The 26,224-nt window shown below is 47.1% G+C and carries 8 protein-coding genes, 1 tRNA gene and 17 pseudogenes; 11 read left to right on the top strand and 15 right to left on the bottom strand.

Annotation, left to right across the window (positions count from 1 at the left end):
• The first annotated feature begins 55 nt into the window (after positions 1-55).
• A pseudogene (locus tag XZ46_RS33235) lies at positions 56-933 on the top strand (IS630-like element ISAtsp1 family transposase).
• Positions 934-950: 17 nt separating this feature from the next.
• On the opposite strand, the pseudogene XZ46_RS21505 reads toward XZ46_RS33235, so the two are convergent.
• The 3 pseudogenes from XZ46_RS21505 to XZ46_RS30730 form a co-directional block, all read right to left on the bottom strand.
• Positions 951-1,358, bottom strand: a pseudogene (locus tag XZ46_RS21505) (group II intron maturase-specific domain-containing protein); the annotation flags it as partial.
• 2 nt (positions 1,359-1,360) lie between these two features.
• Positions 1,361-2,430, bottom strand: a pseudogene (locus tag XZ46_RS21500) (IS4-like element ISAtsp3 family transposase).
• A gap of 166 nt (positions 2,431-2,596) precedes the next feature.
• Positions 2,597-2,779, bottom strand: a pseudogene (locus tag XZ46_RS30730) (reverse transcriptase domain-containing protein); the annotation flags it as partial.
• Positions 2,780-3,475: 696 nt separating this feature from the next.
• Here XZ46_RS30730 and ltrA point away from each other — a divergent pair.
• Positions 3,476-5,312: pseudogene (gene ltrA / locus XZ46_RS21495) on the top strand (group II intron reverse transcriptase/maturase).
• Positions 5,313-5,383: 71 nt separating this feature from the next.
• On the opposite strand, the pseudogene XZ46_RS37000 reads toward ltrA, so the two are convergent.
• From XZ46_RS37000 to XZ46_RS30725, 3 genes and pseudogenes are all read right to left on the bottom strand, one after another.
• Positions 5,384-5,566, bottom strand: a pseudogene (locus XZ46_RS37000) (group II intron reverse transcriptase/maturase); the annotation flags it as partial.
• A gap of 182 nt (positions 5,567-5,748) precedes the next feature.
• Positions 5,749-6,625 (bottom strand): IS630-like element ISAtsp1 family transposase gene (locus tag XZ46_RS33225; protein ID WP_228116393.1). Its coding sequence is split into 2 segments (ribosomal slippage): positions 5,749-6,294 and positions 6,296-6,625, totalling 876 coding nucleotides; the frame shifts between segments, so codons are not numbered across the junction.
• Between the two features lie 63 nt (positions 6,626-6,688).
• A pseudogene (locus XZ46_RS30725) lies at positions 6,689-6,883 on the bottom strand (transposase); the annotation flags it as partial.
• A 167-nt stretch (positions 6,884-7,050) separates the two neighbouring features.
• On the opposite strand from XZ46_RS30725, the gene XZ46_RS21480 reads away from it, so the two are divergent.
• A complete protein-coding gene (locus XZ46_RS21480) occupies positions 7,051-8,121 on the top strand; it encodes an IS4-like element ISAtsp3 family transposase (protein WP_048895229.1) in 1,071 nt (356 codons plus the stop codon).
• A gap of 1 nt (position 8,122) precedes the next feature.
• Here the strand turns inward: XZ46_RS21480 and XZ46_RS21475 are convergent.
• Positions 8,123-8,678 (bottom strand): annotated as a pseudogene (locus XZ46_RS21475) (IS630 transposase-related protein); the annotation flags it as partial.
• Positions 8,679-8,853: 175 nt separating this feature from the next.
• Entirely contained in the window at positions 8,854-9,579 is a 726-nt protein-coding gene (locus tag XZ46_RS21470; RefSeq protein WP_006616009.1) for a hypothetical protein, read from the bottom strand.
• Positions 9,580-9,648: 69 nt separating this feature from the next.
• Here XZ46_RS21470 and XZ46_RS21465 point away from each other — a divergent pair, with 69 nt between their 5' ends.
• Positions 9,649-10,197 (top strand): GNAT family N-acetyltransferase, encoded by a 549-nt coding sequence (locus XZ46_RS21465; RefSeq protein ID WP_006623763.1) that lies wholly within the window; start codon positions 9,649-9,651, stop codon positions 10,195-10,197.
• A gap of 312 nt (positions 10,198-10,509) precedes the next feature.
• Positions 10,510-11,043 (top strand): annotated as a pseudogene (locus XZ46_RS33220) (IS630 transposase-related protein); the annotation flags it as partial.
• 20 nt (positions 11,044-11,063) lie between these two features.
• On the opposite strand, the gene XZ46_RS33215 reads toward XZ46_RS33220, so the two are convergent.
• Positions 11,064-11,940, bottom strand: a protein-coding gene (locus XZ46_RS33215) for an IS630-like element ISAtsp1 family transposase (RefSeq protein ID WP_006670343.1) whose coding sequence is annotated in 2 segments (ribosomal slippage) — positions 11,064-11,609 and positions 11,611-11,940 — 876 coding nt in all. Because the reading frame shifts where the segments join, the coding sequence is not laid out codon by codon here.
• A gap of 57 nt (positions 11,941-11,997) precedes the next feature.
• Here XZ46_RS33215 and XZ46_RS34705 point away from each other — a divergent pair.
• Positions 11,998-12,102, top strand: a pseudogene (locus tag XZ46_RS34705) (IS630 family transposase); the annotation flags it as partial.
• Positions 12,103-12,125: 23 nt separating this feature from the next.
• Here the strand turns inward: XZ46_RS34705 and XZ46_RS33210 are convergent.
• A protein-coding gene (locus XZ46_RS33210; protein WP_157883459.1) for an IS630 family transposase occupies positions 12,126-13,000 on the bottom strand; the annotation gives its coding sequence in 2 pieces (ribosomal slippage) (positions 12,126-12,673 and positions 12,673-13,000; 876 coding nt in all).
• Between the two features lie 81 nt (positions 13,001-13,081).
• Positions 13,082-13,924 (bottom strand): annotated as a pseudogene (locus tag XZ46_RS33205) (IS630 family transposase).
• Between the two features lie 1,590 nt (positions 13,925-15,514).
• Here XZ46_RS33205 and XZ46_RS33200 point away from each other — a divergent pair.
• Positions 15,515-16,392 (top strand): annotated as a pseudogene (locus tag XZ46_RS33200) (IS630-like element ISAtsp1 family transposase).
• 918 nt (positions 16,393-17,310) lie between these two features.
• Here XZ46_RS33200 and XZ46_RS21415 read toward each other — a convergent pair.
• Positions 17,311-17,384: transfer RNA gene (locus tag XZ46_RS21415), tRNA-Pro, on the bottom strand.
• A gap of 758 nt (positions 17,385-18,142) precedes the next feature.
• Here XZ46_RS21415 and XZ46_RS21410 point away from each other — a divergent pair.
• The 3 pseudogenes from XZ46_RS21410 to XZ46_RS36995 all read left to right on the top strand — a co-directional run.
• Positions 18,143-18,712 (top strand): annotated as a pseudogene (locus tag XZ46_RS21410) (reverse transcriptase N-terminal domain-containing protein); the annotation flags it as partial.
• A gap of 529 nt (positions 18,713-19,241) precedes the next feature.
• Positions 19,242-19,433, top strand: a pseudogene (locus XZ46_RS38450) (hypothetical protein).
• Between the two features lie 168 nt (positions 19,434-19,601).
• A pseudogene (locus XZ46_RS36995) lies at positions 19,602-20,779 on the top strand (group II intron reverse transcriptase); the annotation flags it as partial.
• A 129-nt stretch (positions 20,780-20,908) separates the two neighbouring features.
• Here the strand turns inward: XZ46_RS36995 and XZ46_RS21400 are convergent.
• The 3 genes and pseudogenes from XZ46_RS21400 to XZ46_RS21390 all read right to left on the bottom strand — a co-directional run.
• Positions 20,909-21,576: pseudogene (locus XZ46_RS21400) on the bottom strand (IS630-like element ISAtsp1 family transposase); the annotation flags it as partial.
• A 27-nt stretch (positions 21,577-21,603) separates the two neighbouring features.
• Positions 21,604-23,253 carry an IS1634-like element ISAtsp2 family transposase gene (locus XZ46_RS21395; RefSeq protein ID WP_048895005.1) on the bottom strand — a complete coding sequence of 550 codons (1,650 nt, stop codon included), beginning with the start codon at positions 23,251-23,253 and terminating at the stop codon, positions 21,604-21,606.
• Between the two features lie 87 nt (positions 23,254-23,340).
• Positions 23,341-23,553, bottom strand: a pseudogene (locus tag XZ46_RS21390) (IS630 transposase-related protein); the annotation flags it as partial.
• A 102-nt stretch (positions 23,554-23,655) separates the two neighbouring features.
• Between XZ46_RS21390 and lipA the strand changes: the two are divergent.
• Positions 23,656-24,534 (top strand): lipoyl synthase, encoded by an 879-nt coding sequence (lipA, locus tag XZ46_RS21385; protein ID WP_006615955.1) that lies wholly within the window; start codon positions 23,656-23,658, stop codon positions 24,532-24,534.
• The last annotated feature ends 1,690 nt before the right edge of the window (positions 24,535-26,224 follow it).

Below are 26,224 nucleotides of genomic sequence, written 5' to 3'. Positions count from 1 at the left end.
GACAGAACACTTAGGACGTATAATGGAGAGGACGAGATGACTAAGAAGACCAAAAATGCCAGCCCCCTATAGTTACGACCTCAGACAAAAAGTTATTGATGCCATTGAACTAGACGGTATGCCCAAAACAGAAGCCAGTCAAGTTTTCCATGTCAGCAGGAACACCATTAATCTCTGGCTGCAAAGAAAAGCACAGACCGGAGACTTCCTCCCTAAACCTCATCACCGACCTGGCAATAACCACAAAATTACCGACTGGGAAAAATTCAAGGCTTTTGCCCAAGAGCATGGCGACAAAACAGCAGCTCAAATGGCTGAACTTTGGGATGACGACATCTCTCCTCGCACCATATCCAGAGCCTTGAAGAAAATTGGCTTCACCAGAAAAAAAAACTTACGGCTACCAAGAACGTGATGAGCAACAGCGAGAGGAGTTTATGGCTCAGATTGAACAGATGGAGCCGGAAGAAGTGGTCTACCTCGATGAAGCCGGCATGAATAGTCAGGACTCGGATTACCCTTATGGTTACTGCGAGGAAGGAAAACGCTTCCATGCACTCAAATCAGGGAAGAGGCAGGGCAGGGTAAGTATGATAGCCGCATGGTGTCATCAACAACTCTTAGCTCCCTTTAGCTTTGAGGGTTGTTGTAATCGGACAGTGTTTGAGTTGTGGTTGGAGTTCATCTTAATTCCAACATTGAAGCCAGGTCAGACTCTAGTATTGGACAATGCAACGTTTCATAAAGGGGGACGGATTGCTGAACTGGTGGAGGCAGCTCAATGCCGTTTACTCTATCTTCCGCCTTATTCGCCAGACCTCAACAAGATAGAGAAATGTTGGTCGTGGCTGAAAGCCCGTATTCGCCACTGCACGTGAGCAGTTTGATTCTCTCCATGATGCCATGGATTCCGTTCTCAAAGCTGCGTCCTAACCACCTTGACTAATGCTATAATTCCTCAGTTTTTCATGACTTGCCTTTCCGCATCTTGATACTGTCCATGCCCGTAACATCTGCCAGATTGTATGGTCTAGCTTGTTGAAGGTTTCGACTGAGACGACTCCTGAGTAGTAATTTGACCATCCCCGTATTATTGGGTTTAGTCTGCTTATCAGGGCTGACTGGGGTGCAGTTTTATGTTGTTTGATTACACCCTTAATCACTTCTGTATGAGCTTGAACTGCTTTGTTGCTGGGTTTTATATGGGTTTTGTGTCCGATTAATCGGCTTGCTGTCCCACCTGTTTTTCCAGTTTTGTATTTTCCTACCGGGTATTGTCTGATGTTGAATCCTAAAAAATCAAAGCCTGGCTCTTCTGTTTTACCCTCACATTGTATGGGGTTAAGTGTATGACACACTCCTAAGTACAGGACAAAAGTTGTAGAGCCTGGTGAAACCGCCCTGAAAACAAAGGCAGATTAGAGAAAGTGCGGCGTAGAAAATCGAAGCCAGTGCGGAAAAGACTCTGGGAGCGTCGTCCGTGAGCCTTCAAAGGAATGGGTGAACCTTGGTGAATCCACAAACCCACCTTCATAGCCCAAGTAAAAGCCAGGCTAAGCAAAGCCAATAAACGGCTCAAGCGCTCAGGGTCCTTAAAGTGAGTCGATTCGAGACAGAAGCCCCGAGTCTTCAAGGCTCCGAAGAGGTTTTCAATACCCCAACGCCGAGCATAGTCGGGGAGGGCCGTTTCGGGGCAAGCGTTAGTGATGAGAATCAACAACTCCCCCGAATCAGCCAGACGAGAGCCAATGACGTAAACCTGCCGTCCCCAAACCCAACGGCGACCCGAAAGCTGGCGAAATTCTCCGGGTCGCAGAGAATCAAACATTCGTTCGCCGCTACGCCGAGTTCCTCCTAACTTAGGACTAATCAGCTCGCTGTGGCGGATGCGTAGGCGGAAAGGAACCTCGGGGTCGATGAGAAGATACGAGAGCCAATCTCGCCCCACAAATTCCCGGTCAGCGGTCAGACAAGCCACCTCCACGTCAGGAAATAGTGCCTCGAAGCGGTCGAATAAGTCCATGCGTTCGCCACTGTTGCTATTGCCCTTTTTGTCAAGCATCGTCCACAGCAGGGGAAAGGCAATCCCCTCGTGGACGACTGCCAACATCAAGATGTTGAAATGGGTTTGACCGAAAGACCAACAGGTGCGGTCGAGACTAAGAGTCCAAGGTTGGGGAATGTCAATGAGGCTAACGACGAAACGGGCAATCTCTGCCCGGTCAAATTTGAATTGCCGAAAAAACGTTGTAATCGCTGGTAATTTGAGGAAATTTGCACAGGATTTGCGAATACAGTCGCTATTTCCATCAGATTAACCGTCTTTGTTTGGAATAGCGCCATCAGGAACAGGCAGACAAAGTTTAATCTCGCCCCGTGCCAGGGCAAGTGAGGGCGCAAAGTGTCTCGTAATCGGTTAAGCTCGTTCATGAGAGGGAAGTTTGGTTTGTGGTAATTCCGATGTAACCCTCTCACCCCAACTTGGCGCTACCCCCCCACCCCTCGACTTTCACCTCAGCCCGGAGCGCCCCCTTCAGAATTTTCGGCTAGATTCCCTTTTGGCTAAGACTTTCAGCTTTTTTGTCCTGTACTGAGGACACACTCTGGTCTTTTCAGGTTTTATTTCTAATCCTACAGGTTTTAGCCATTCGGAAATAGCAGTTTTGCACTGTTCAATGATATCTAGTGATGGTGATATCACTACAAAATCATCGGCGTATCTCACTACTGTGGCTTGTACCACCTTCTTTTTCTTAGGATAGATTGTTTCAATTAACCTACCGTGCGAGACGTTTAGGAGTCAAATAAGGCTGCAATGCCTGAAATAACCTCCTAGTGGGACTTTCACCCCTTGGTGAAATATAAGGGACTCGTACCCTGACCATCCCATAACTGTTTATATGTCCCAACGTTAGGTATAGAAATATACAAAACAAGGCAGGGAACTCAAGGTCAAAACGCTAAATTAGAAATCTTAATGATTCCTTAACAATTGCGTTGAGAGTAACGGCGATAGCCACCCCCAGTTTTAGGATTCACAACCCTGGGACTGAAGCGGGGAACGGAAGGCGTGAAGTAGAACCTACTACCAGAGGCGACCACTGCCAACCATCCATGATTAAGGAGACTGAATGTCCGGCTTGAACCATCGTAAAAATTGAGTAGCGAAACAGGTTGATACGCTGCGTTCAAAAGAGCAAGGGGAAAAGTAGGAGGCTAGTAGTTCTACCTACACAGACCTTTAAAAGTACCCCGGTGGAGAGGACAAGTCTAAAGATGGAATGCCCATATAAATGGAACGTTTTAAGTCCTCCTAGACTCTGATTATCTGGTCGAGATATCAGTAGGAATAAGTGTAACCGCAAGTCTTAGAGGATGTGAGATGTGACCAGAAGCCAACGCCCAACTGTAATGGTAGGGATATGCTAACAGGTCACGGTTTGATTGTAAAGAATAGAGTCTAGTAGGAGTTACTATGACGAAAGCGAGTTTAAAGAAAGGCTTTGAGAAATCGAAGTTAATCAAGACGTGCGTTCGGATGGAAACAAATTCCCTGGGCAAAAGTTCAGAGGAAAGTTTTCAAGCTCCAAAAGAGGATATTTCAAGCAGCTAAATCGGGACAGGATGCAAAGGCTAGAAAGTTGCAACGTCTATTGGTGAAGTCATATTATGCTCGACTCTTAGCAGTGCGACTGTAGGGGCGGGTTCCACGGTCAGCCATGCTTCCCAACAGTCAGCTTAATAAACCCGCCCTCCAAGATAATCAAGGCAAGAAAATGGCTGGAGTCGATGGAATGAGAGCAATCTCATCAAGACAAAGGTTTGAACTTGTTGAGAATATTAAGGGAAACCTCAAAGCAAAACCACTGCGACGGGTGTGGATTCCAAAACCTGGTAGGGATGAAAAACGCCCTCTAGGAATACCCACAATCCAAGATAGAGCCAGGCAAGCCTTGGTGAAGTCGGCACTTGAGCCCGAATGGGAATCAAGATTTGAAGGAACAAGCTATGGGTTTAGACCTGGACGGTCAGCCCATGACGCAATAGCACGAATCTATCTATGTATCAAACATAGTAGTTATTATGTGTTGGATGCTGATATAGCAAAGTGTTTCGACCGAATAAACCATGATTACCTACTGTCCAAAATTCATTGTCCAAGCAGCCTAAAGAAAGACCTGAAACAGTTGCTTAAAGCTGGCGTGCTAGATAACGGTGTATTCGAGGATACAGACTCAGGGACACCTCAAGGAGGGGTAATAAGTCCACTCCTAGCCAACATCGCACTGGATAGAATGGAAAGGTTAGTTAAGGAAATGTATCCAAATAAAGGGACAACCACCCAGGTCAACCTAATAAGATACGCCGATGATTTTGTGGTCATATCCAAAGACTTAGGAATCATTGAACAGTGCAAAACTGCTATTTCTGAATGGTTAAAATCTGTAGGACTAGAAATAAAACCTGAAAAGACCCGAATCTGCCACACACTCAATCCTATCGAGTATAATGGCAAAACAGAAGAACCAGGGTTCGACTTTCTAGGTTTTAATATCAGGCAATATCCAGTAGGAAAGTATAAATCTGGAAAAACAGGTGGAGGAAACAGCCGATTAATCGGTCACAAAACCTATATAAAACCCAGTAATAAAGCAGTTACAGCCCATACAGAAGTGATAAAAGGTGTAATTCAACAACATAAAACAGCACCTCAATCTGCCCTGATTGGTAAACTAAACCCAATCATAAGGGGATGGTCAAACTACTATTCAGCAGTAGTTTCAACAGAAACCTTTAATAAACTGGATAGCATAGTCTGGTTAATGTTACGGGCATGGACAATTTCAAGATGCGGAAAGGCAAGTTACGAAAAGCTAGGAAACTACTTCCATAAAGGAACGGTTAAACTTAGCAATGGGAAAGAAAGACATGAATCCTGGTTATTCAAGACTAAGGATGGACTCACATTATGGCAACATAACTGGACTCCATTGGTCAGACATACCATAATACGCCCTGACGCAACACCATACGACGGAAATTGGACTTACTGGGCAACCAGGAAAGGACAAGCAATCGACACGCCAAACAGGGTAGCAAAACTACTCAAAAAGCAAAAAGGCAAGTGCGCCTGGTGCGGGCAATACATTACCCCATCAGACCTAATTGAAGTAGACCACATTGTACCTCGAAGCCTAGGTGGAAAGGATGAATACAAGAATCTTCAATTACTGCACCACCACTGTCACGATGATAAAACGGCACTAGACAACGCCAACGCTGTGTCCTTAACAATGGAGCAGTCAAACTAGGAGCCGTGTGAGGGGAAACTTTCACGCACGGTTCTGAATGGGAGGGGATGGAGGCGACTCCATTCTCGACCCCTACTCATACCATCCAGTGCGATGTTGGCGAGTATTGGACTTATTACCCCTCCAAGTGGAGTCCTAGCTTCTGTATCCTCGAATACGCCGTTATCTAGCACACCCGCTTTTAACCATTGTTTCAAGTCTCTTTTCAGGCTGCTTGGACAATGAATTTTGGACAGTAGGTAATCATGGTTCACGGTAAGAGCATTTTGTTATGGTCGAAAGGGAAGTCGCCTTCCCCAACTCCAATTCCAAACCGTACTTGAGACTTTCACCTCATACGGCTCGTGATGTGGATACCCCTTTGTCATTGGGAACAGGGCTACAACCCCCTGCTTTATGACCTCAACTTTCGGAGCTATAGCATTAGTCAAGGTGGTTATAACGCAGCTTTGAGAACGGAATCCATGGCATCATGGAGAGAATCAAACTGCTCAATGCAGTGGCGAATACGGGCTTTCAGCCACGACCAACATTTCTCTATCTTGTTGAGGTCTGGCGAATAAGGTGGTAGATAGAGTAAACGGCATTGAGCTGCCTCCACCAGTTCAGCAATCCGTCCCCCTTTATGAAACGTTGCATTGTCCAATACTAGAGTCTGACCTGGCTTCAATGTTGGAATTAAGATGAACTCCAACCACAACTCAAACACTGTCCGATTACAACAACCCTCAAAGCTAAAGGGAGCTAAGAGTTGTTGATGACACCATGCGGCTATCATACTTACCCTGCCCTGCCTCTTCCCTGATTTGAGTGCATGGAAGCGTTTTCCTTCCTCGCAGTAACCATAAGGGTAATCCGAGTCCTGACTATTCATGCCGGCTTCATCGAGGTAGACCACTTCTTCCGGCTCCATCTGTTCAATCTGAGCCATAAACTCCTCTCGCTGTTGCTCATCACGTTCTTGGTAGCCGTAAGTTTTTTTTTCTGGTGAAGCCAATTTTCTTCAAGGCTCTGGATATGGTGCGAGGAGAGATGTCGTCATCCCAAAGTTCAGCCATTTGAGCTGCTGTTTTGTCGCCATGCTCTTGGGCAAAAGCCTTGAATTTTTGCCAGTCGGTAATTTTGTGGTTATTGCCAGGTCGGTGATGAGGTTTAGGGAGGAAGTCTCCGGTCTGTGCTTTTCTTTGCAGCCAGAGATTAATGGTGTTCCTGCTGACATGGAAAACTTGACTGGCTTCTGTTTTGGGCATACCGTCTAGTTCAATGGCATCAATAACTTTTTGTCTGAGGTCGTAACTATAGGGGGCTGGCATTTTTGGTCTTCTTAGTCATCTCGTCCTCTCCATTATACGTCCTAAGTGTTCTGTCTTGTGCTATAGATAGAGCAAACGGCATTGAGCCGCCTCCACTAGCTCAGGAATCCGTCCCCCTTTATGAAACGTTGCATTGTCTAGCACTAGAGTCTGACCTGGCTTCAGTGTTGGAATTAAGATGAACTCCAACCACAACTCAAACACTGTCCGATTACAACAACCCTCAAAGCTAAAGGGGACTAAGAGTTGTTGATGACACCCTCAGTACAGGACAAAAAAGCTGAAAGTCTTAGCCAAAAGGGAATCTAGCCGAAAATTCTGAAGGGGGCGCTCCGGGCTGAGGTGAAAGTCGAGGGGTGGGGGGGTAGCGCCAAGTTGGGGTGAGAGGGTTACATCGGAATTACCACAAACCAAACTTCCCTCTCATGAACGAGCTTAACCGATTACGAGACACTTTGCGCCCTCACTTGCCCTGGCACGGGGCGAGATTAAACTTTGTCTGCCTGTTCCTGATGGCGCTATTCCAAACAAAGACGGTTAATCTGATGGAAATAGCGACTGTATTCGCAAATCCTGTGCAAATTTCCTCAAATTACCAGCGATTACAACGTTTTTTTCGGCAATTCAAATTTGACCGGGCAGAGATTGCCCGTTTCGTCGTTAGCCTCATTGACATTCCCCAACCTTGGACTCTTAGTCTCGACCGCACCTGTTGGTCTTTCGGTCAAACCCATTTCAACATCTTGATGTTGGCAGTCGTCCACGAGGGGATTGCCTTTCCCCTGCTGTGGACGATGCTTGACAAAAAGGGCAATAGCAACAGTGGCGAACGCATGGACTTATTCGACCGCTTCGAGGCACTATTTCCTGACGTGGAGGTGGCTTGTCTGACCGCTGACCGGGAATTTGTGGGGCGAGATTGGCTCTCGTATCTTCTCATCGACCCCGAGGTTCCTTTCCGCCTACGCATCCGCCACAGCGAGCTGATTAGTCCTAAGTTAGGAGGAACTCGGCGTAGTGGCGAACGAATGTTTGATTCTCTGCGACCCGGAGAATTTCGCCAGCTTTCGGGTCGCCGTTGGGTTTGGGGACGGCAGGTTTACGTCATTGGCTCTCGTCTGGCTGATTCGGGGGAGTTGTTGATTCTCATCACTAACGCTTGCCCCGAAACGGCCCTCCCCGACTATGCTCGGCGTTGGGGTATTGAAAACCTCTTCGGAGCCTTGAAGACTCGGGGCTTCTGTCTCGAATCGACTCACTTTAAGGACCCTGAGCGCTTGAGCCGTTTATTGGCTTTGCTTAGCCTGGCTTTTACTTGGGCTATGAAGGTGGGTTTGTGGATTCACCAAGGTTCACCCATTCCTTTGAAGGCTCACGGACGATGTTCCCAGAGTCTTTTCCGCACTGGCTTGGATTTTCTACGCCGCACTTTCTCTAATCTGCCTTTGTTTTCAGGGCGGTTTCACCAGGCTCTACAACTTTTGTCCTGTACTTAGGATGACACCATGCGGCTATATAGCTCACCCTGCCCTGCCTCTTCCCTGATTTGAGGGCATGGAAGCGTTTTCCTTCTTCGCACTAACCATAAGGGTAATCCGAGTCCTGACTATTCATGCCGGCTTCATCGAGGTAGACCACTTCTTGTGACTCCATATGTTCAATCTGAGCAATAAACTCCTCTCGCTGTTGCTTCCAACGTTCTTGGTAGCCGTAAGTTTTTTTTTCTGGTGAAGCCAATTTTCTTCAAGGCTCTGGATATGGTGCGAGGAGAGATGTCGTCATCCCAAAGTTCAGCCATTTGAGCTGCTGTTTTGTCGCCATGCTCTTGGGCAAAAGCCTTGAATTTTTGCAAGTCGGTAATTTTGTGGTTATTGCCAGGTGGGTGATTAGGTTTAGGGAGGAAGTCTCCGGTCTGTGCTTTTCTTTGCAGCCAGAGATTAATGGTGTTCCGGCTGACATGGAAAACTTGACTGGCTTCTGTTTTGGGCATACCGTCTAGTTCAATTGCATCAATAACTTTTTGTCTGAGGTCGTAACTATAGGGGGCTGGCATTTTTGGTCTTCTTAGTCATCTCGTCCTCTCCATTATACGTCCTAACTTTCCTGTCTTGTGCTATATAACATCGTGACGCTGTGTCCTGTCGAGCCAAAAGGATGACTAAGACCCCACCGATACTTGACCCCCACCTGCCTGTGGGGACGTGAACCGAGTGCGTCGCTCTTTTTGTTCAAAAACGCTGACCCATCAACCTTTGTCGGATACCCTCAGCAATTTTCTGACCCAAATATTCTGGGATCAAGCTCTCATTGGGGCCAAGAAGATACAGAATCAGACGAGTGCGACCCCGCCAGACCAGCAAGTTAGCATTGACCACCAACAGGTCTTCCTGCCAGATGGCATACATCACCTTATAGAATAATCCCGGCTGGTTATCTGCTTCAATTAACAAAGCTGGTAGGTGGAACACCGGGTCAACATAAAACTCCGTAGCTACATCCTCTAAACCCGCATCCAGGTTAAACTCGACGGCCAGCATTTCTTCTACCTCAAAATGCCCCGCCAATGCTTCTCTAATCGCACGACAAACGTTATCTGACGTTTTTTCTGTGAGTGCCTTACCACCCCTCGATACCACCAGCTTAATGAATACCAGCATCGGCGGGTAGATTTGTCCATACAAACTAAGATTATGGATGGTTAACCCATAGGCAGCCAGAACTCCAAAAATATCGCTCAACAAAAATGATTGATTGCGATAGGCGAAGTGTAGGGCGCTTCTGCTCCCTTCTGGCTTAATCTCAATCACCGCTTGTGTAGTTTTATAAACATTGTAGGCCAATTTGAGATTTTGCAATTGAATCTCACTGCTAACAAATTGCTCATAAAACTGCGGAAACGCCCGATTGAAGCGCTTTAGAAGTTCTAACGTTGATGATTTTAAACCCGGAGCCATAATTGAGGATCAGGTACGGGAGATATACTATCTAGTAAAGACATCATCTATTACCTTAACCACGCCTGCATGGGTTTTTGGAAAAATTTCTTTAGCGGTTCTGATTCTACCTCAATGTCCAAAACGGCGGAACAAGAGGAATGCTCTATCGAGAACCAATCCTCTTGGTCCCAGGTAACTCGGCAACCAAACTCTCGGAATTCTCGGATTTTTTTCAGCACGGATCGGGACATTGATCTATATGAGCTAGAAGAACTCTGTAATGCTGTCGGTTGGTCCCGTCGCCCTCTCAGGAAGGTCAAAAAGGCTATTCAGCATAGCTTTTTGGTCGTTTCCATGTGGCAAATGCGGGGCAACCAACGACGGCTAATCGGTTTTGCTCGCGCTACTTCCGATCATGCCTTTAATGCTACCCTTTGGGATGTCGTGGTTCACCCAGACTTCCAAAACAAAGGTTTAGGCAAGGCTTTGATGCGTTTTATCATCAAAAAGCTTCGCAGCGATGATATTAGCAATATCACGTTGTTTGCAGACCCCCATGTGGTTGAATTTTATCGAAACCTAGGGTTTATCTCAGATCCCGAAGGGATCAAGGGGATGTTCTGGTATCCAGACTAGCCCATTTTTGACCCCAAAAATGGGCTTCAAGCCTCGCCCTTTTAGGGCGAGTATTGAGAGAATCCTACACCGACTCCCATGGTCAGACGGAACCTAACCCCAGATTTTTTCCTTGAGGAGATAAGCGCCTTAAGAGAATCAGGAGGGGCGGAAAGTTTTTCCCCCCTTTGGTGGGTAAAATCCCGTCGGGTATGGGAAATTTTACCATGAATCTGAACCCCCTTCAAAAGGGTAGGTCAGACAAGCTATAGCACAAAACAGAACAGTTAAGTTAGGACGTATAATGGCAAGGATATCTACAGAAGACCCAAAATGCCAGCCCCCTACAGTTACGACCTTAGACAAAAAGTTATTAATGCAATTGAACTAGACGGTATACCCAAAACCGAAGCCAGTCAAGTTTTCCATGTCAGCAGGAACACTATCAATCTCTGGCTGCAAAGAAAAGAACACACCGGCGACTTCCTCCCTAAACCTAATCGCCCACCTGGTCATAGCCACCAAATTACCGACTGGCAGAAATTCAAGGCTTTTGCCCAAGAGCATGGCCACAAAACCTCCGCTCAAATGGCTGAACTTTGGGATGACGACATCTCTCCTCGCACCATATCCAGAGCCTTGAAGAAAATTGGCTTCACCTGAAAAAAAACTTACGGCTACCAAGAACGTGATGAGCAACAGCGAGAGGAGTTTATTGCTCAGATTGAACAGATGGAGCCGGAAGGGTTGGTTTACCTCGATGAAGCTGGCATGAATAGTCAAGACTCCGATTATCCTTATGGTTACTGCCAGGAAGGACAACGCTTCCATGCCCTCAAATCCGGGAAGAGGCAGGGCAGGGTGAGCTATAGCATTAGTCAAGGTGGTTAGGACGCAGCTTTGAGAACGGAATCCATGGCATCATGGAGAGAATCAAACTGCTCAATGCAGTGGCGAATACGGGCTTTCAGCCACGACCAACATTTCTCTATCTTGTTGAGGTCTGGCGAATAAGGTGGTAGATAGAGTAAACGGCATTGAGCTGCCTCCACCAGTTCAGCAATCCGCCCCCCTTTATGAAACGTTGCATTGTCCAATACTAGAGTCTGACCTGGCTTCAATGTTGGAATTAAGATGAACTCCAACCACAACTCAAACACTGTCCGATTACAACAACCCTCAAAGCTAAAGGGAGCTAAGAGTTGTTGATGACACCATGCGGCTATCATACTTACCCTGCCCTGCCTCTTCCCTGATTTGAGTGCATGGAAGCGTTTTCCTTCCTCGCAGTAACCATAAGGGTAATCCGAGTCCTGACTATTCATGCCGGCTTCATCGAGGTAGACCACTTCTTCCGGCTCCATCTGTTCAATCTGAGCCATAAACTCCTCTCGCTGTTGCTTCCAACGTTCTTGGTAGCCGTAAGTTTTTTTTTCTGGTGAAGCCAATTTTCTTCAAGGCTCTGGATATGGTGCGAGGAGAGATGTCGTCATCCCAAAGTTCAGCCATTTGAGCGGAGGTTTTGTGGCCATGCTCTTGGGCAAAAGCCTTGAATTTTTGCCAGTCGGTAATTTTGTGGTTATTGCCAGGTCGGTGATGAGGTTTAGGGAGGAAGTCTCCGGTCTGTGCTTTTCTTTGCAGCCAGAGATTAATGGTGTTCCTGCTGACATGGAAAACTTGACTGGCTTCTGTTTTGGGCATACCGTCTAGTTCAATGGCATCAATAACTTTTTGTCTGAGGTCGTAACTATAGGGGGCTGGCATTTTTGGTCTTCTTAGTCATCTCGTCCTCTCCATTATACGTCCTAAGTATTCTGTCTTGTGCTATATATGGCCCCATGGTGTTATCAACAACTCTTAGCCCCCTTTAGCTTTGAGGGTTGTTGTAATCGGACAGTGTTTGAGTTGTGGTTGGAGTTCATCTTATAGCATTAGTCAAGTCAAGGTGGTTAGGACGCAGCTTTGAGAACGGAATCCATGGCATCATGGAGAGAATCAAACTGCTCAATGCAGTGGCGAATACGGGCTTTCAGCCACGACCAACATTTCTCTATCTTGTTGAGGTCTGGCGAATAAGGTGGTAGATAGAGTAAACGGCATTGAGCTGCCTCCACCAGTTCAGCAATCCGCCCCCCTTTATGAAACGTTGCATTGTCCAATACTAGAGTCTGACCTGGCTTCAATGTTGGAATTAAGATGAACTCCAACCACAACTCAAACACTGTCCGATTACAACAACCCTCAAAGCTAAAGGGAGCTAAGAGTTGTTGATGACACCATGCGGCTATCATACTTACCCTGCCCTGCCTCTTCCCTGATTTGAGTGCATGGAAGCGTTTTCCTTCCTCGCAGTAACCATAAGGGTAATCCGAGTCCTGACTATTCATGCCGGCTTCATCGAGGTAGACCACTTCTTGTGGCTCCATCTGTTCAATCTGAGCCATAAACTCCTCTCGCTGTTGCTTCCAACGTTCTTGGTAGCCGTAAGTTTTTTTCTGGTGCAGCCAATTTTCTTCAAGGCTCTGGATATGGTGCGAGGAGAGATGTCGTCATCCCAAAGTTCAGCCATTTGAGCGGAGGTTTTGTGGCCATGCTCTTGGGCAAAAGCCTTGAATTTCTGCCAGTCGGTAATTTTGTGGTTATTGCCAGGTCGGTGATGAGGTTTAGGGAGGAAGTCTCCGGTCTGTGCTTTTCTTTGCAGCCAGAGATTAATGGTGTTCCTGCTGACATGGAAAACTTGACTGGCTTCTGTTTTGGGCATACCGTCTAGTTCAATGGCATCAATAACTTTTTGTCTGAGGTCGTAACTATAGGGGGCTGGCATTTTTGGTCTTCTTAGTCATCTCGTCCTCTCCATTATACGTCCTAAGTGTTCTGTCTTGTGCTATAGCACTAGTCAATACGGTTAGGACGCAGCCTTGAGAACAGAATCCATGGCATCATGGAGAGAATCAAACTGCTCAATACAATGGCGAATGCGGGCTTTCAACCACGACCAACATTTCTCTATCTTGTTGAGGCCTGGCGAATAAGGCGGAAGATAGAGTAAACGGCATTGAGCCGCCTCCACCAGTTCAGCAATCCGCCCCCCTTTATGAAACGTTGCATTGTCCAATACTAGAGTCTGACCTGGCTTCAATGTTGGAATTAAGATGAACTCCAACCACAACTCAAACACTGTCCGATTACAACAACCCTCAAAGGTAAAGGGAGCTAAGAGTTGTTGATCACACCATGGGGCCATATAGCTCACCCTGCCCTGCCTCTTCCCTGATTTGAGGGCATGGAAGCGTTGTCCTTCCTGGCAGTAACCATAAGGATAATCGGAGTCTTGACTATTCATGCCAGCTTCATCGAGGTAAACCAACCCTTCCGGCTCCATCTGTTCAATCTGAGCAATAAACTCCTCTCGCTGTTGCTTCCAACGTTCTTGGTAGCCGTAAGTTTTTTTTTCTGGTGAAGCCAATTTTCTTCAAGGCTCTGCTCTGGATATGGTGCGAGGAGAGATGTCGTCATCCCAAAGTTCAGCCATCTGAGCGGAGGTTTTGTGGCCATGCTCTTGGGCAAAAGCCTTGAATTTTTGCCAGTCGGTAATTTTGTGGTTATTGCCAGGTGGGTGATTAGGTTGAGGGAGGAAGTCTCCGGTCTGTGCTTTTCTTTGCAGCCAGAGATTAATGGTGTTCCGGCTGACATGGAAAAGTTGACTGGCTTATGTTTTGGGCATACCGTCTAGTTCAATTGCATTAATAACTTTTTGTCTGAGGTCGTAACTATAGGGGGCTGGCCTTTTGGGTCTTCTTAGTCATCTCGTCCTCTCCATTATACGTCCTAACTTTCCTGTCTTGTGCTATACCTACACAGACTTTTAAAAGTACCCCGGTGGAAAGGACAAGTCTAAAGATGGAACGCCCATATAAACGGAACGTTTAAACCCCTCATTGGCTCTGCCTCACGGCAGAGCGTGAAAAGTGTAAGCGTATGGTGCGAGACGTTCGGGTATGAAATAGGGCTGAAATGCCCGAAATAACTACCCGGTGAGGATTCCAGCTCCGAATCTGGATATAAGGAGACCTCTCCTGACCATCCTCATAACTGGTTATATGTCCCGACGCTTAGGGAACTAAGCAAGGCAGGGAACTCAAGGTCATAAACGAACTGAGAAATCAGGGAGTAGAGAGTAACGGCGATAGCCACCCCCAGTTTTGGAAATCATAACTCCAGGATTGAAGCGGGGAACGGAAGGCGTGAGGTAGAACCTACTACCAAGACGCGACCACTGCCAACCATCTATGATTAGGAAGACCGAATGTCCGACTTGAACCATCGTAATACACTAGCAGCGAAATAGGTTGACACGCTGCGCTCAAAAGGGCAAGGGGAAAAGTAGGGGGTTCGTGCGACTACCTACACAGACCTTTAAAAGTACCCCGGCGGAGAGGACAAATCTAACGATGGAATGCCCATATAATCGGAACATTGTAACCCCTCTAATGCTCTGCCTATAAACAAGTGAGTAATGCTATTCACAAGGCAGTAGTGAAAAATGTAAGCGCATGGTGCGAGACGTTCGGGTATGAAATAGGGCTGAAATGCCCGAAATAACTACCCGGTGAGGATTCCAGCTCCGAATCTGGATATAAGGAGACCTCTCCTGACCATCCTCATAACTGGTTATATGTCCCGACGCTTAGGGAACTAAGCAAGGCAGGGAACTCAAGGTCATAAACGAACTGAGAAATCAGGGAGTAGAGAGTAACGGCGATAGCCACCCCCAGTTTTGGAAATCATAACTCCAGGATTGAAGCGGGGAACGGAAGGCGTGAGGTAGAACCTACTACCAAGACGCGACCACTGCCAACCATCTATGATTAGCAAGACCGAATGTCCGACTTGAACCATCGTAATACACTAGCAGCGAAATAGGTTGACACGCTGCGCTCAAAAGGGCAAGGGGAAAAGTAGGGGGTTCGTGCGACTACCTACACAGACCTTTAAAAGTACCCCGGCGGAGAGGACAAATCTAACGATGGAATGCCCATATAATCGGAACGTTGTAACCCCTCTAATGCTCTGCCTATAAACCAGTGAGTAATGCTATTCACAAGGCAGTAGTGAAAAATGTAAGCGCATGCTTAGAGGGTGAAGGATGTGACCAGAAGCTAAAGCCCAATTGTCATGGTTGGGATATGCCCACAGGTCACGGTGGGGATATAGATACTGCGGTCAGTAAGAGTATAATGGCGAGGACGAGTTTAAAGACTACGTGGTGCATATATAGCACAAGACAGAACACTTAGGACGTATAATGGAGAGGACGAGATGACTAAGAAGACCAAAAATGCCAGCCCCCTATAGTTACGACCTCAGACAAAAAGTTATTGATGCCATTGAACTAGACGGTATGCCCAAAACAGAAGCCAGTCAAGTTTTCCATGTCAGCAGGAACACCATTAATCTCTGGCTGCAAAGAAAAGCACAGACCGGAGACTTCCTCCCTAAACCTCATCACCGACCTGGCAATAACCACAAAATTACCGACTGGCAAAAATTCAAGGCTTTTGCCCAAGAGCATGGCGACAAAACAGCAGCTCAAATGGCTGAACTTTGGGATGACGACATCTCTCCTCGCACCATATCCAGAGCCTTGAAGAAAATTGGCTTCACCAGAAAAAAAAACTTACGGCTACCAAGAACGTGATGAGCAACAGCGAGAGGAGTTTATGGCTCAGATTGAACAGATGAAGCCGGAAGAAGTGGTCTACCTCGATGAAGCCGGCATGAATAGTCAGGACTCGGATTACCCTTATGGTTACTGCGAGGAAGGAAAACGCTTCCATGCACTCAAATCAGGGAAGAGGCAGGGCAGGGTAAGTATGATAGCCGCATGGTGTCATCAACAACTCTTAGCTCCCTTTAGCTTTGAGGGTTGTTGTAATCGGACAGTGTTTGAGTTGTGGTTGGAGTTCATCTTAATTCCAACATTGAAGCCAGGTCAGACTCTAGTATTGGACAATGCAACGTTTCATAAAGGGGGACGGATTGCTGAACTGGTGGAGGCAGCTCAATGCCGTTTACTCTATCTTCCGCCTTATTCGCCAGACCTCAACAAGATAGAGAAATGTTGGTCGTGGCTGAAAGCCCGTATTCGCCACTGCACGTGAGCAGTTTGATTCTCTCCATGATGCCATGGATTCCGTTCTCAAAGCTGCGTCCTAACCACCTTGACTAATGCTATAGCTCTGAACATCGAAGTAGAAAGCAGGTCTCTTGATTCTGCTCCTTTGACAAATAGGGTATCCACACCAGGAGCCGTGTGATGGGAAACTATCAAGCACGGTTCTGAATGGTAGAGAGAGGGTGAAGGTGACTTCACTCTCGACCCCTAACCTTAGAGGGTGAAGGATGTGACCAGAAGCTAAAGCCCAATTGTCATGGTTGGGATATGCCCACAGGTCACGGTGGGGATATAGATACTGCGGTCAGTAAGAGTATAATGGCGAGGACGAGTTTAAAGACTACGTGGTGCATATAGCTCTGAACATCGAAGTAGAAAGCAGGTCTCTTGATTCTGCTCCTTTGACAAATAGGGTATCCACACCAGGAGCCGTGTGATGGGAAACTATCAAGCACGGTTCTGAATGGGAGAGGGTGAAGGTGACTTCACTCTCGACCCCTAACCCTTTAAGGGGAAAGGATGTGACTGAAAGCTAATGCCTAACTGTAATGGTTAGGATATGCCCACTAGTCACGGTGTAGATATAGATACTGCGATTAGTAGGAGTTTAATGGCGAAAGCGAGTTTAAAGACTATCGCAAGCATATAGCTCTAAAAGTTGAAGTACGAAAGCAGGGGGTTGTAGCCCTGTTCCCACTGACAAAGGGGTATCTACATCAGGAGCCGTGTGCTGGGAAACTCGCAAGCACGGTTTTGAATTGGAGTTGGGGAAGGCGACTTCCCTTTCGACCATAACTGCTTATTGATTAAGCCGTCAATAATTAAGATTTGTTGCTAAGGGATATGCGCTAATTATCCTGTGTGTTAAGACTTAATGGGGTGTATTTTGTGCGCAACGGTACGACTATCGGGTTGAGCGATATTACCCGATAGTCGTCAGGATAAGGGTTTAAGTTAAATCGGGATGACAGGATTTGAACCTGCGACTCCCTCGTCCCGAACGAGGTGCGCTACCAAGCTGCGCTACATCCCGGAGTTTTATCTCACATTTAGCTATGATAGCACATTATATCTTTAATGTGCGAGACGTTCAGGCATTAAATAGGGTTTAGATACCTGAAATAACCGCCTGGTGGGGAATTCAACCTATTGGTTGAATACAAGAAGCGCACTTCTGACCATTCCCATAACTGTTTATATGTCCCGAAAATTGGTATCATACGATACCAAATCAAGGCAGGGAACCCAAGGTCAACACACTTTGCAACACAACGTAATAATTCTTAACATAACGGAATAGTTACGGCAAAGGTGAGGGTAACTGCGATAGCCACCCCTAGTTTCAGGATTCACAACCTTGGGACTAAAGCGGGGAACGGAAGGCTTCGAGGTGTAACCTAATACCAGAAATGAGACCACTGCCAACCATCCATGATTAGGGAAACCGAATGTCCGGCTTGAACCATCGTCAATACTGAGCAGCGAAATAGGTTGATACGCTGCGTTCAAAAGAGCAAGGGGAAAAGTAGGAGGCTATTAATACTACTTACACAGACCTTTAAAGTACCCCGGTGGAAAGGACAAATCTAAAGATGGAATGCCCATATAAACGGAACGTTTTAAGTCCTCCTGGACTCTGACTATCTGGTCGAGGTAGTTAGTAGGGATAAGTGTAACCGCAAGTCCTAGAGGATGTGAGATGTGACCAAAAGCCAACGCCCGGCTGTAATGGACGGGATATGCTAACAGGTCACGGTTTGATTGTAAGAATAGAGTCTAGTAGGTGTTTAAATGACGCAAGCGAGTTTAAAGAAAGGCTTTGGCAAGTCCAAACCAATCAAGACTACGAATAACGTATGGAAAGCTATTCCTTGGGCTAAGGTTCAGCGGAAAGTTTTCAAGCTCCAAAAGAGGATATTTCAAGCAGCTAAATCGGGGCCGGATGCAAAGGTAAGAAGGTGGCAACGTCTATTGGTGAAGTCATCTTATGCCCGACTCTTAGCAGTACGGCGAGTGACCCAAGACAATCAAGGAAAGAAAACAGCCGGAGTGGATGGAGTGATAGCAATATCCCCTAAGCAAAGGTTAGACTTAGCCGAGAAAATCAAAGGAAATATCAAAGCAAAACCACTGCGTAGGGTGTGGATTCCAAAACCTGGTAGGGATGAGAAACGCCCGCTGGGAATACCCACTATCCAAGATAGAGCGAGGCAAGCCTTGGTTAAATCGGCTCTCGAACCTGAATGGGAATCGAGATTTGAAGGCACAAGCTATGGGTTCAGAACGGGTAGGTCAACCCAAGATGCAATTGGTAGAATTTACCCTGCCATCAAAACAAGTAGTTATTATGTACTTGATGCACGTGCGAGACGTTCGGGTATGAAATAGGGCTGAAATGCCCGAAATAACTACCCGGTGAGGATTCCAGCTCCGAATCTGGATATAAGGAGACCTCTCCTGACCATCCTCATAACTGATTATATGTCCCGACGCTTAGGTAACTAAGCAAGGCAGGGAACTCAAGGTCATAAACGAACTGAGAAATCAGGGAGTAGAGAGTAACGGCGATAGCCACCCCCAGTTTTGGAAATCATAACTCCAGGATTGAAGCGGGGAACGGAAGGCGTGAGGTAGAACCTACTACCAAGACGCGACCACTGCCAACCATCTATGATTAGGAAGACCGAATGTCCGACTTGAACCATCGTAAAGCATGAGCAGCGAAATAGGTTGACACGCTGCGCCCAAAAGGGCAAGGGGAAAAGTGGGGGATTCTGCATTCTACCCACACAGACCTTTAGAAGTACCCCGGTGGATAGGACAAATCTAACGATGGAATGCCCATATAATCGGAACGTTGTAACCCCTCTAATGCTCTGTCCATAAACAAGTGAGTAATGCAATTCACAAGGCAGTAGTGAAAAATGTAAGCGCATGCTTAGAGGGCTAAGGATGTGACCAGAAGCTAAAGCCCAATTGTCATGGTTGGGATATGCCCACAGGTCACGGTGTGGATATAGATACTGCGGTCAGTAAGAGTATAATGGCGAGGACGAGTTTAAAGACTACGTGCTGCATATAGCTCTGAACATCGAAGTAAAAAGCAGGTCTCTTGATTCTGCTCCTTTGACAAAACAGGGTATCCACACCAGGAGCCGTATGAAGGGAAACTTTCACGTATGGTTCTGAATGGGAGGAGATGGTGGTGACTCCATTCTCGACCCCTAACATATAGCCAAATGCTCTTACCGTGAACCATGAATACCTACTGTCACAAATTCATTGTCCAAGCAGCCTGAAAAGAGACTTGAAACAATGGCTCAAAGCGGGTGTGCTAGATAACGGTGTATTCGAGGATACAGAAACAGGGACACCTCAAGGAGGAGCGATAAGTCCACTATTGGCCAACATCGCCCTGGATGGAATGGAAAGAATAGTAAAAGAAATGTATCCTAATAAAGGGACGACCACCCAGGTAAACCTAATAAGATATGCCGATGATTTTGTGGTCATATCCAAAGACCTAGAAATCATTGAACAGTGCAAAACTGCTATTTCCGAATGGTTAAAACCTGTAGGACTAAAAATTAAACCCGAAAAGACTCGAATATGCCATACACTCAATCCCATTGAGTACGAAGGTAAAACAGAGGAACCCGGCTTTGATTTTCTAGGATTCAACATCAGGCAATACCCTATAGGAAAATATCAATCCGGGAAAACAGGTGGAGCGGCGAGCCGATTAATCGGACACAAAACCCACATTAAACCCAGCAATAAGGCAGTTAAAGCTCACACAGAAGTGATTAAAGGTGTAATCAGGAAGCATAAAACAGCACCTCAATCAGCCCTGATAAGCAGACTCAACCCAATAATACGAGGTTGGTCAAACTACTATTCAGGGGTAGTTTCAACAGAAGCCTTCAATAAACTAGACCATATAGTCTGGGAAATGTTAAGAGCATGGAAAGTTTGAAGATGCGGAAGGGCAAACCTACATGAAAAGCTAAGAAACTATTTCAGTCACGGAACGGTTAAACTTAGCAATAGGAAAGAAAGGTATGAAACTTGGTTATTCAAGACCAAGGATGGATTTCAGTTATGGAAACACAATTGGACTCCGATTGTCAGACACACCCTAATACGCCCAGACGCAACACTTGATGACGGAAACTGGACTTACTGGGCAACCCGAAAAGGACAAGCAATGCAATTGACACACCAAATAGGGTAGCAAAACTACTCAAAAAGCAAAAAGGCAAGTGTACCTGGTGCGGGCAATACTTTACCCCATCAGACTTAGTTGAAGTAGACCACATTGTACCTAGAAGCCACGGTGGAAAGGATGAATACAAAAATCTTCAACTGCTACACCGCCACACCCGCGACAATAAGACGGCATTAGATGACGCAAAGCTGTGTTCTTAACAAAAGAAGCAATCAAACTAGGAGCCGTGTGAAGGGAAAACTTTCATGCACGGTTCTGAATGGGAGGGGTAGACCGTGAGGTCTATCTCGACCCCTAATTGAACTATAGCATTAGTCAAGGTAAGGTGGTTAGGACGCAGCTTTGAGAACGGAATCCATGGCATCATGGAGAGAATCAAACTGCTCACGTGCAGTGGCGAATACGGGCTTTCAGCCACGACCAACATTTCTCTATCTTGTTGAGGTCTGGCGAATAAGGCGAAAGATAGAGTAAACGGCATTGAGCTGCCTCCACCAGTTCAGCAATCCGTCCCCCTTTATGAAACGTTGCATTGTCCAATACTAGAGTCTGACCTGGCTTCAATGTTGGAATTAAGATGAACTCCAACCACAACTCAAACACTGTCCGATTACAACAACCCTCAAAGCTAAAGGGAGCTAAGAGTTGTTGATGACACCATGCGGCTATCATACTTACCCTGCCCTGCCTCTTCCCTGATTTGAGTGCATGGAAGCGTTTTCCTTCCTCGCAGTAACCATAAGGGTAATCCGAGTCCTGACTATTCATGCCGGCTTCATCGAGGTAGACCACTTCTTATGGCTCCATCTGTTCAATCTGAGCCATAAACTCCTCTCGCTGTTGCTCATCACGTTCTTGGTAGCCGTAAGTTTTTTTTTCTGGTGAAGCCAATTTTCTTCAAGGCTCTGGATATGGTGCGAGGAGAGATGTCGTCATCCCAAAGTTCAGCCATTTGAGCTGCTGTTTTGTCGCCATGCTCTTGGGCAAAAGCCTTGAATCCTACATTCCGCAGGTTGATAGGTAATTAACCGGATGCGTAGTAATAGCGCTCAACGGGTGGACCGAAGAGGTGAATAATCAATCGCCGTTCATCATTGAGATTGCTAATCTGCCTTTGCCCATCGAGATTAACCCAGTGGATTCCTTGAAACTTCTGCATAATCCAGCGAAAGGTCGGTTTAGCGGTGGGTTGTTGGCGTTGGTCGCGCACCGTTTGCTTCTGAGCATCTAGCGCCTGTCGCAGTTGGCGTTCGGCGAGGGTATACACCATAAGGGTTAGGGCCATGATGAGAGCTAAGGCCTCGACCCGCTGCGGCTTTTTGACAAAGACGCTACTGGCCAAGAAGAGGGGGTCTTTGAGGAAGCGAAAGCCTCTCTCGACGGTCTGTTGCCCTTTATATTCGCTCAAGCAGGTCTGAGCCGGCCAGAGGGATTGCTCCAGTTGATTGGTGGCTAGAATAAAGCGACTACGCTGACGGCTAAAGCGGTCTTCCGCCGTGGCGGTCTGCTGTAACGTGGCCTGGAGCCGATAGCCCTGAACTGGGGTGGGTTCGGCGGATTTGGCGGGACGACCGGGGGGTCGCTTGGCCCGCACCGTCTCCAGGGAGACCTGAGTGAGCTGATGCACCTCGAGTCCATCTTGAAACTGCATCAAGGCCTCGAGGGCATCGGGTTTGCAAGCAAAGACCCGCTGGGTCAGCTTTTTCAATTGGCGGTTGAGGCGGTGTTCGAGCTTCTCTAATTCGGGTTGCCAGAGGTCGGCATTGGCTTTGCGGGTTTGGCTTTCGACGAGGCGCCAGCGCTGGCGCACTCCGGCATAGGTCTGCTCAATCTCCCACATCCGGTAATCCTTGGAGTTGCAGGGGACTTCAGTCAGTCGGGTGACATCGCTGTGCACCAGCTCTTGAGCCGCTTTTAGGGTCAGCGGCACCCGTGATAGCCACCCCGTGGTCTCCATCTGCTGCAGATTGGCTGCTGTGTAAAAGGCGGCATCCATCACAACGATACCGTCGCTAGTCCATTGGTCACCAAACGCCTTGAGCACCTCTGCAAACTGCTGAGTGTCCTGTTCATTGCCACTGGCCAACTGCAACCATAGCGGCACGCCACCGTCGGCGGCACAGACTAGAGTCATCAAAAACTGTTTCAAATCTGGACGATGGTCTCGGGAATAGCCTCGACACAGCCGAATTGGGCTGGGTTCTGCTGATGTCTCACCGGGGGGAGCTGACTCAAGTCCTACCTCGGATTTCCCCTTCGAGCACCGCTGATACTTCCCTTCTACTGAGATCGAGGTGGCATCGAGATGACGCTGTTGAATATCAATTCCAAATCGTTCCACAGCCTGGAGCGCCACCTGGAGAAAAAATGATGTCGTCCCTTCTGCGTAGAGTTCATCCAACACTCGACCTAAGCGGTCGTCATTCAAGTGACGAGCCTCTACCCCTTCCCCGAGCAGATGAGACACCGCTTTACTCTCAAAAAACTCGCTGAATAAATACAACGGTGCACTGAGAAAGCCTAGGGCGTTCAAAATCATGGCTTTAACCACTTGTCCGGCACTCACATGCTCCAAGCTATGAGGTTCAATCCGCTTATCCGTCAACTCGACCAGGCCAAGTTCGTCAATCACTCCAGCCACTAAACCCAGATGGTCTAAATTTTTAATCTGCATCGCCAGAGCCTACCGCTCGAAGGAACCCTTTCTAGCCTAGACTAGCACCATATCTTTTATTCCCTGTCAACCTGCGGAATGTAGGTTGAATTTTTGCCAGTCGGTAATTTTGTGGTTATTGCCAGGTCGGTGATGAGGTTTAGGGAGGAAGTCTCCGGTCTGTGCTTTTCTTTGCAGCCAGAGATTAATGGTGTTCCGGCTGACATGGAAAACTTGACTGGCTTCTGTTTTGGGCATACCGTCTAGTTCAATGGCATCAATAACTTTTTGTCTGAGGTCGTAACTATAGGGGGCTGGCATTTTTGGTCTTCTTAGTCATCTCGTCCTCTCCATTATACGTCCTAAGTGTTCTGTCTTGTGCTATAATTGGCTAAAATCAAGCTAAACATATCATGAGCTACTATGGTATCTAAACCCGATTGGTTGAGAGTTAAAGCGCCCCAGTTCGAGCGCGTTGGGAACGTTAAAGGGATCCTGCGGGATCTGGGATTAAATACTGTCTGTGAAGAGGCTTCCTGTCCGAATATTGGGGAATGCTTCAACGCGGGGACGGCTACATTTTTGATTATGGGTCCGGCTTGTACCCGCGCCTGTCCCTATTGTGATATTGACTTTGAGAAAAAACCACAGGCTCTTGATCGGACAGAACCGGAAAGATTGGCTGAGGCGGTGCGACGGATGCAGTTAAATCATCTGGTGATTACGTCGGTGAACCGGGATGATTTACCTGATGGGGGAGCATCTCAATTTGTCCGCTGTATTGAATCGGTACGATCGCTATCTCCCAAAACTACCATAGAGGTATTAATCCCAGACCTGTGTGGCAATTGGGAAGCCCTAGAGACCATTCTACAGGCTAAACCAGAAGTCCTCAACCATAATACTGAAACTGTCCAACGATTATATCGGCGGGTTCGTCCCCAGGGTGACTATCACCGTAGTTTAGAATTATTAAGGCGATCGCGACAAATCGCCCCGTGGTTATATACCAAATCTGGGTTAATGGTAGGATTAGGTGAAACCGATGCAGAAATCCGCCAAGCCATGGTAGATCTGCGAGAGGTTGACTGCGATATCCTGACCCTAGGACAATACCTGCAACCGAGTTCTAAGCATCTGGCTGTAGCTGATTTTATTCCCCCGGAACAATTTGCGACTTGGAAAGCCTACGGGGAGTCTCTAGGGTTCTTACAAATTGTCGCTTCTCCCCTGACTCGTAGTTCCTACCATGCTGAACAGGTGCAGAAGTTGATGCAGCTTTACCCTCGCAGTTCCAATTAGCCAGCCATCAAAGTAGTAGCAGGTGAAAGGCTAATTGTGATCATGATCTCAGTGCGAGACGTTTAGGCATCAAATAGGGCTGCAATGCCCGAAATAACTGCCTAGTGGGTACTCCAACCCCTTGGTTGGATATAAGAAGCGAGCTGATGGCCATCCTCATAACTGTTTATATGTCCCAACGCTTGGACATGACCTTCCAAGCAAGGCAGGGAGCTCAAGGTCACAAAACAATTTGCTGAGTGGAGTCGTGACCCATTTCAGTAGAGAGCATGATTTCATCTCAAATTAGGTTAACATTTTACGGCAATACGGTATAATAAGCGAGAAGAGTGCGAGACGTTTAGGAGTCAAATAAGGCTGCAATGCCTGAAATAACCTCCTAGTGGGACTTCCACCCCTTGGTGGAATATAAGGGATTCGCACCCCTGACCATCCCATAACTGTTTATATGTCCCGACGCTTGGAGAAATCTAAGCAAGGCAGGGGACTCAAGGTCATAAACAAACTGAGAAATCAGGGCGTTGAGAGTAACGGCGATAGCCACCCCCAGTTTTAGGAATCACAGCCCGTCAGATTGAAGCGGGGAACGGAAGGCGTGAGGGAAACCTATTCCCAATAATCCGACCACTGCCAACTATCCATGACTAAGGAAATCTGAATGTTCCGGCTTGAACCATCGTAATTATTAAGTAGCGAAATAGGTTGATACGCTGCGCTCAAAAGAGCAAGGGGAAAAGTAGGAGTTTTCATCCACTACCTACACAGACCTTTAAAATTACCCCGGTGGACAGGACAAGTCTAAAGATGGAATGCCCGTATAAACGGAACGTTTAAACCCCTCATAGGTTCTCAGCAGGATGTAACTGCGGAGTAGTGAAAAGTGTAAGCGTATGGTGCGAGACGTTCGGGTATGAAATAGGGCTGAAATGCCCGAAATAACTACCCGGTGAGGATTCCAGCTCCGAATCTGGATATAAGGATACCTCTCCTGAGCATCCTCATAACTGGTTATATGTCCCGACGCTTAGGGAACTAAGCAAGGCAGGGAACTCAAGGTCATAAACGAACTGAGAAATCAGGGAGTAGAGAGTAACGGCGATAGCCACCCCCAGTTTTGGAAATCATAACTCCAGGATTGAAGCGGGGAACGGAAGGCGTGAGGTAGAACCTACTACCAAGACGCGACCACTGCCAACCATCTATGATTAGCAAGACCGAATGTCCGACTTGAACCATCGTAATACACTAGCAGCGAAATAGGTTGACACGCTGCGCTCAAAAGGGCAAGGGGAAAAGTAGGGGGTTCGTGCGACTACCTATACAGACCTTTAAAAGTACCCCGGCGGAGAGGACAAATCTAACGATGGAATGCCCATATAATCGGAACGTTGTAACCCCTCTAATGCTCTGCCTATAAACCAGTGAGTAATGCTATTCACAAGGCAGTAGTGAAAAATGTAAGCGCATGCTTAGAGGGTGAAGGATGTGACCAGAAGCTAAAGCCCAATTGTCATGGTGGGGATATGCCCACAGGTCACGGTGGGGATATAGATACTGCGGTCAGTAAGAGTATAATGGCGAGGACGAGTTTAAAGACTACGTGGTGCATATAGCTCTGAACATCGAAGTAGAAAGCAGGTCTCTTGATTCTGCTCCTTTGACAAATAGGGTATCCACACCAGGAGCCGTG

Source organism: Limnospira indica PCC 8005 (assembly GCF_000973065.1).
GTDB lineage: Bacteria > Cyanobacteriota > Cyanobacteriia > Cyanobacteriales > Microcoleaceae > Limnospira > Limnospira fusiformis.
Note: the sequence above shows the minus strand (reverse complement) of the source record. Positions and strands in the feature narration are given on the sequence as shown.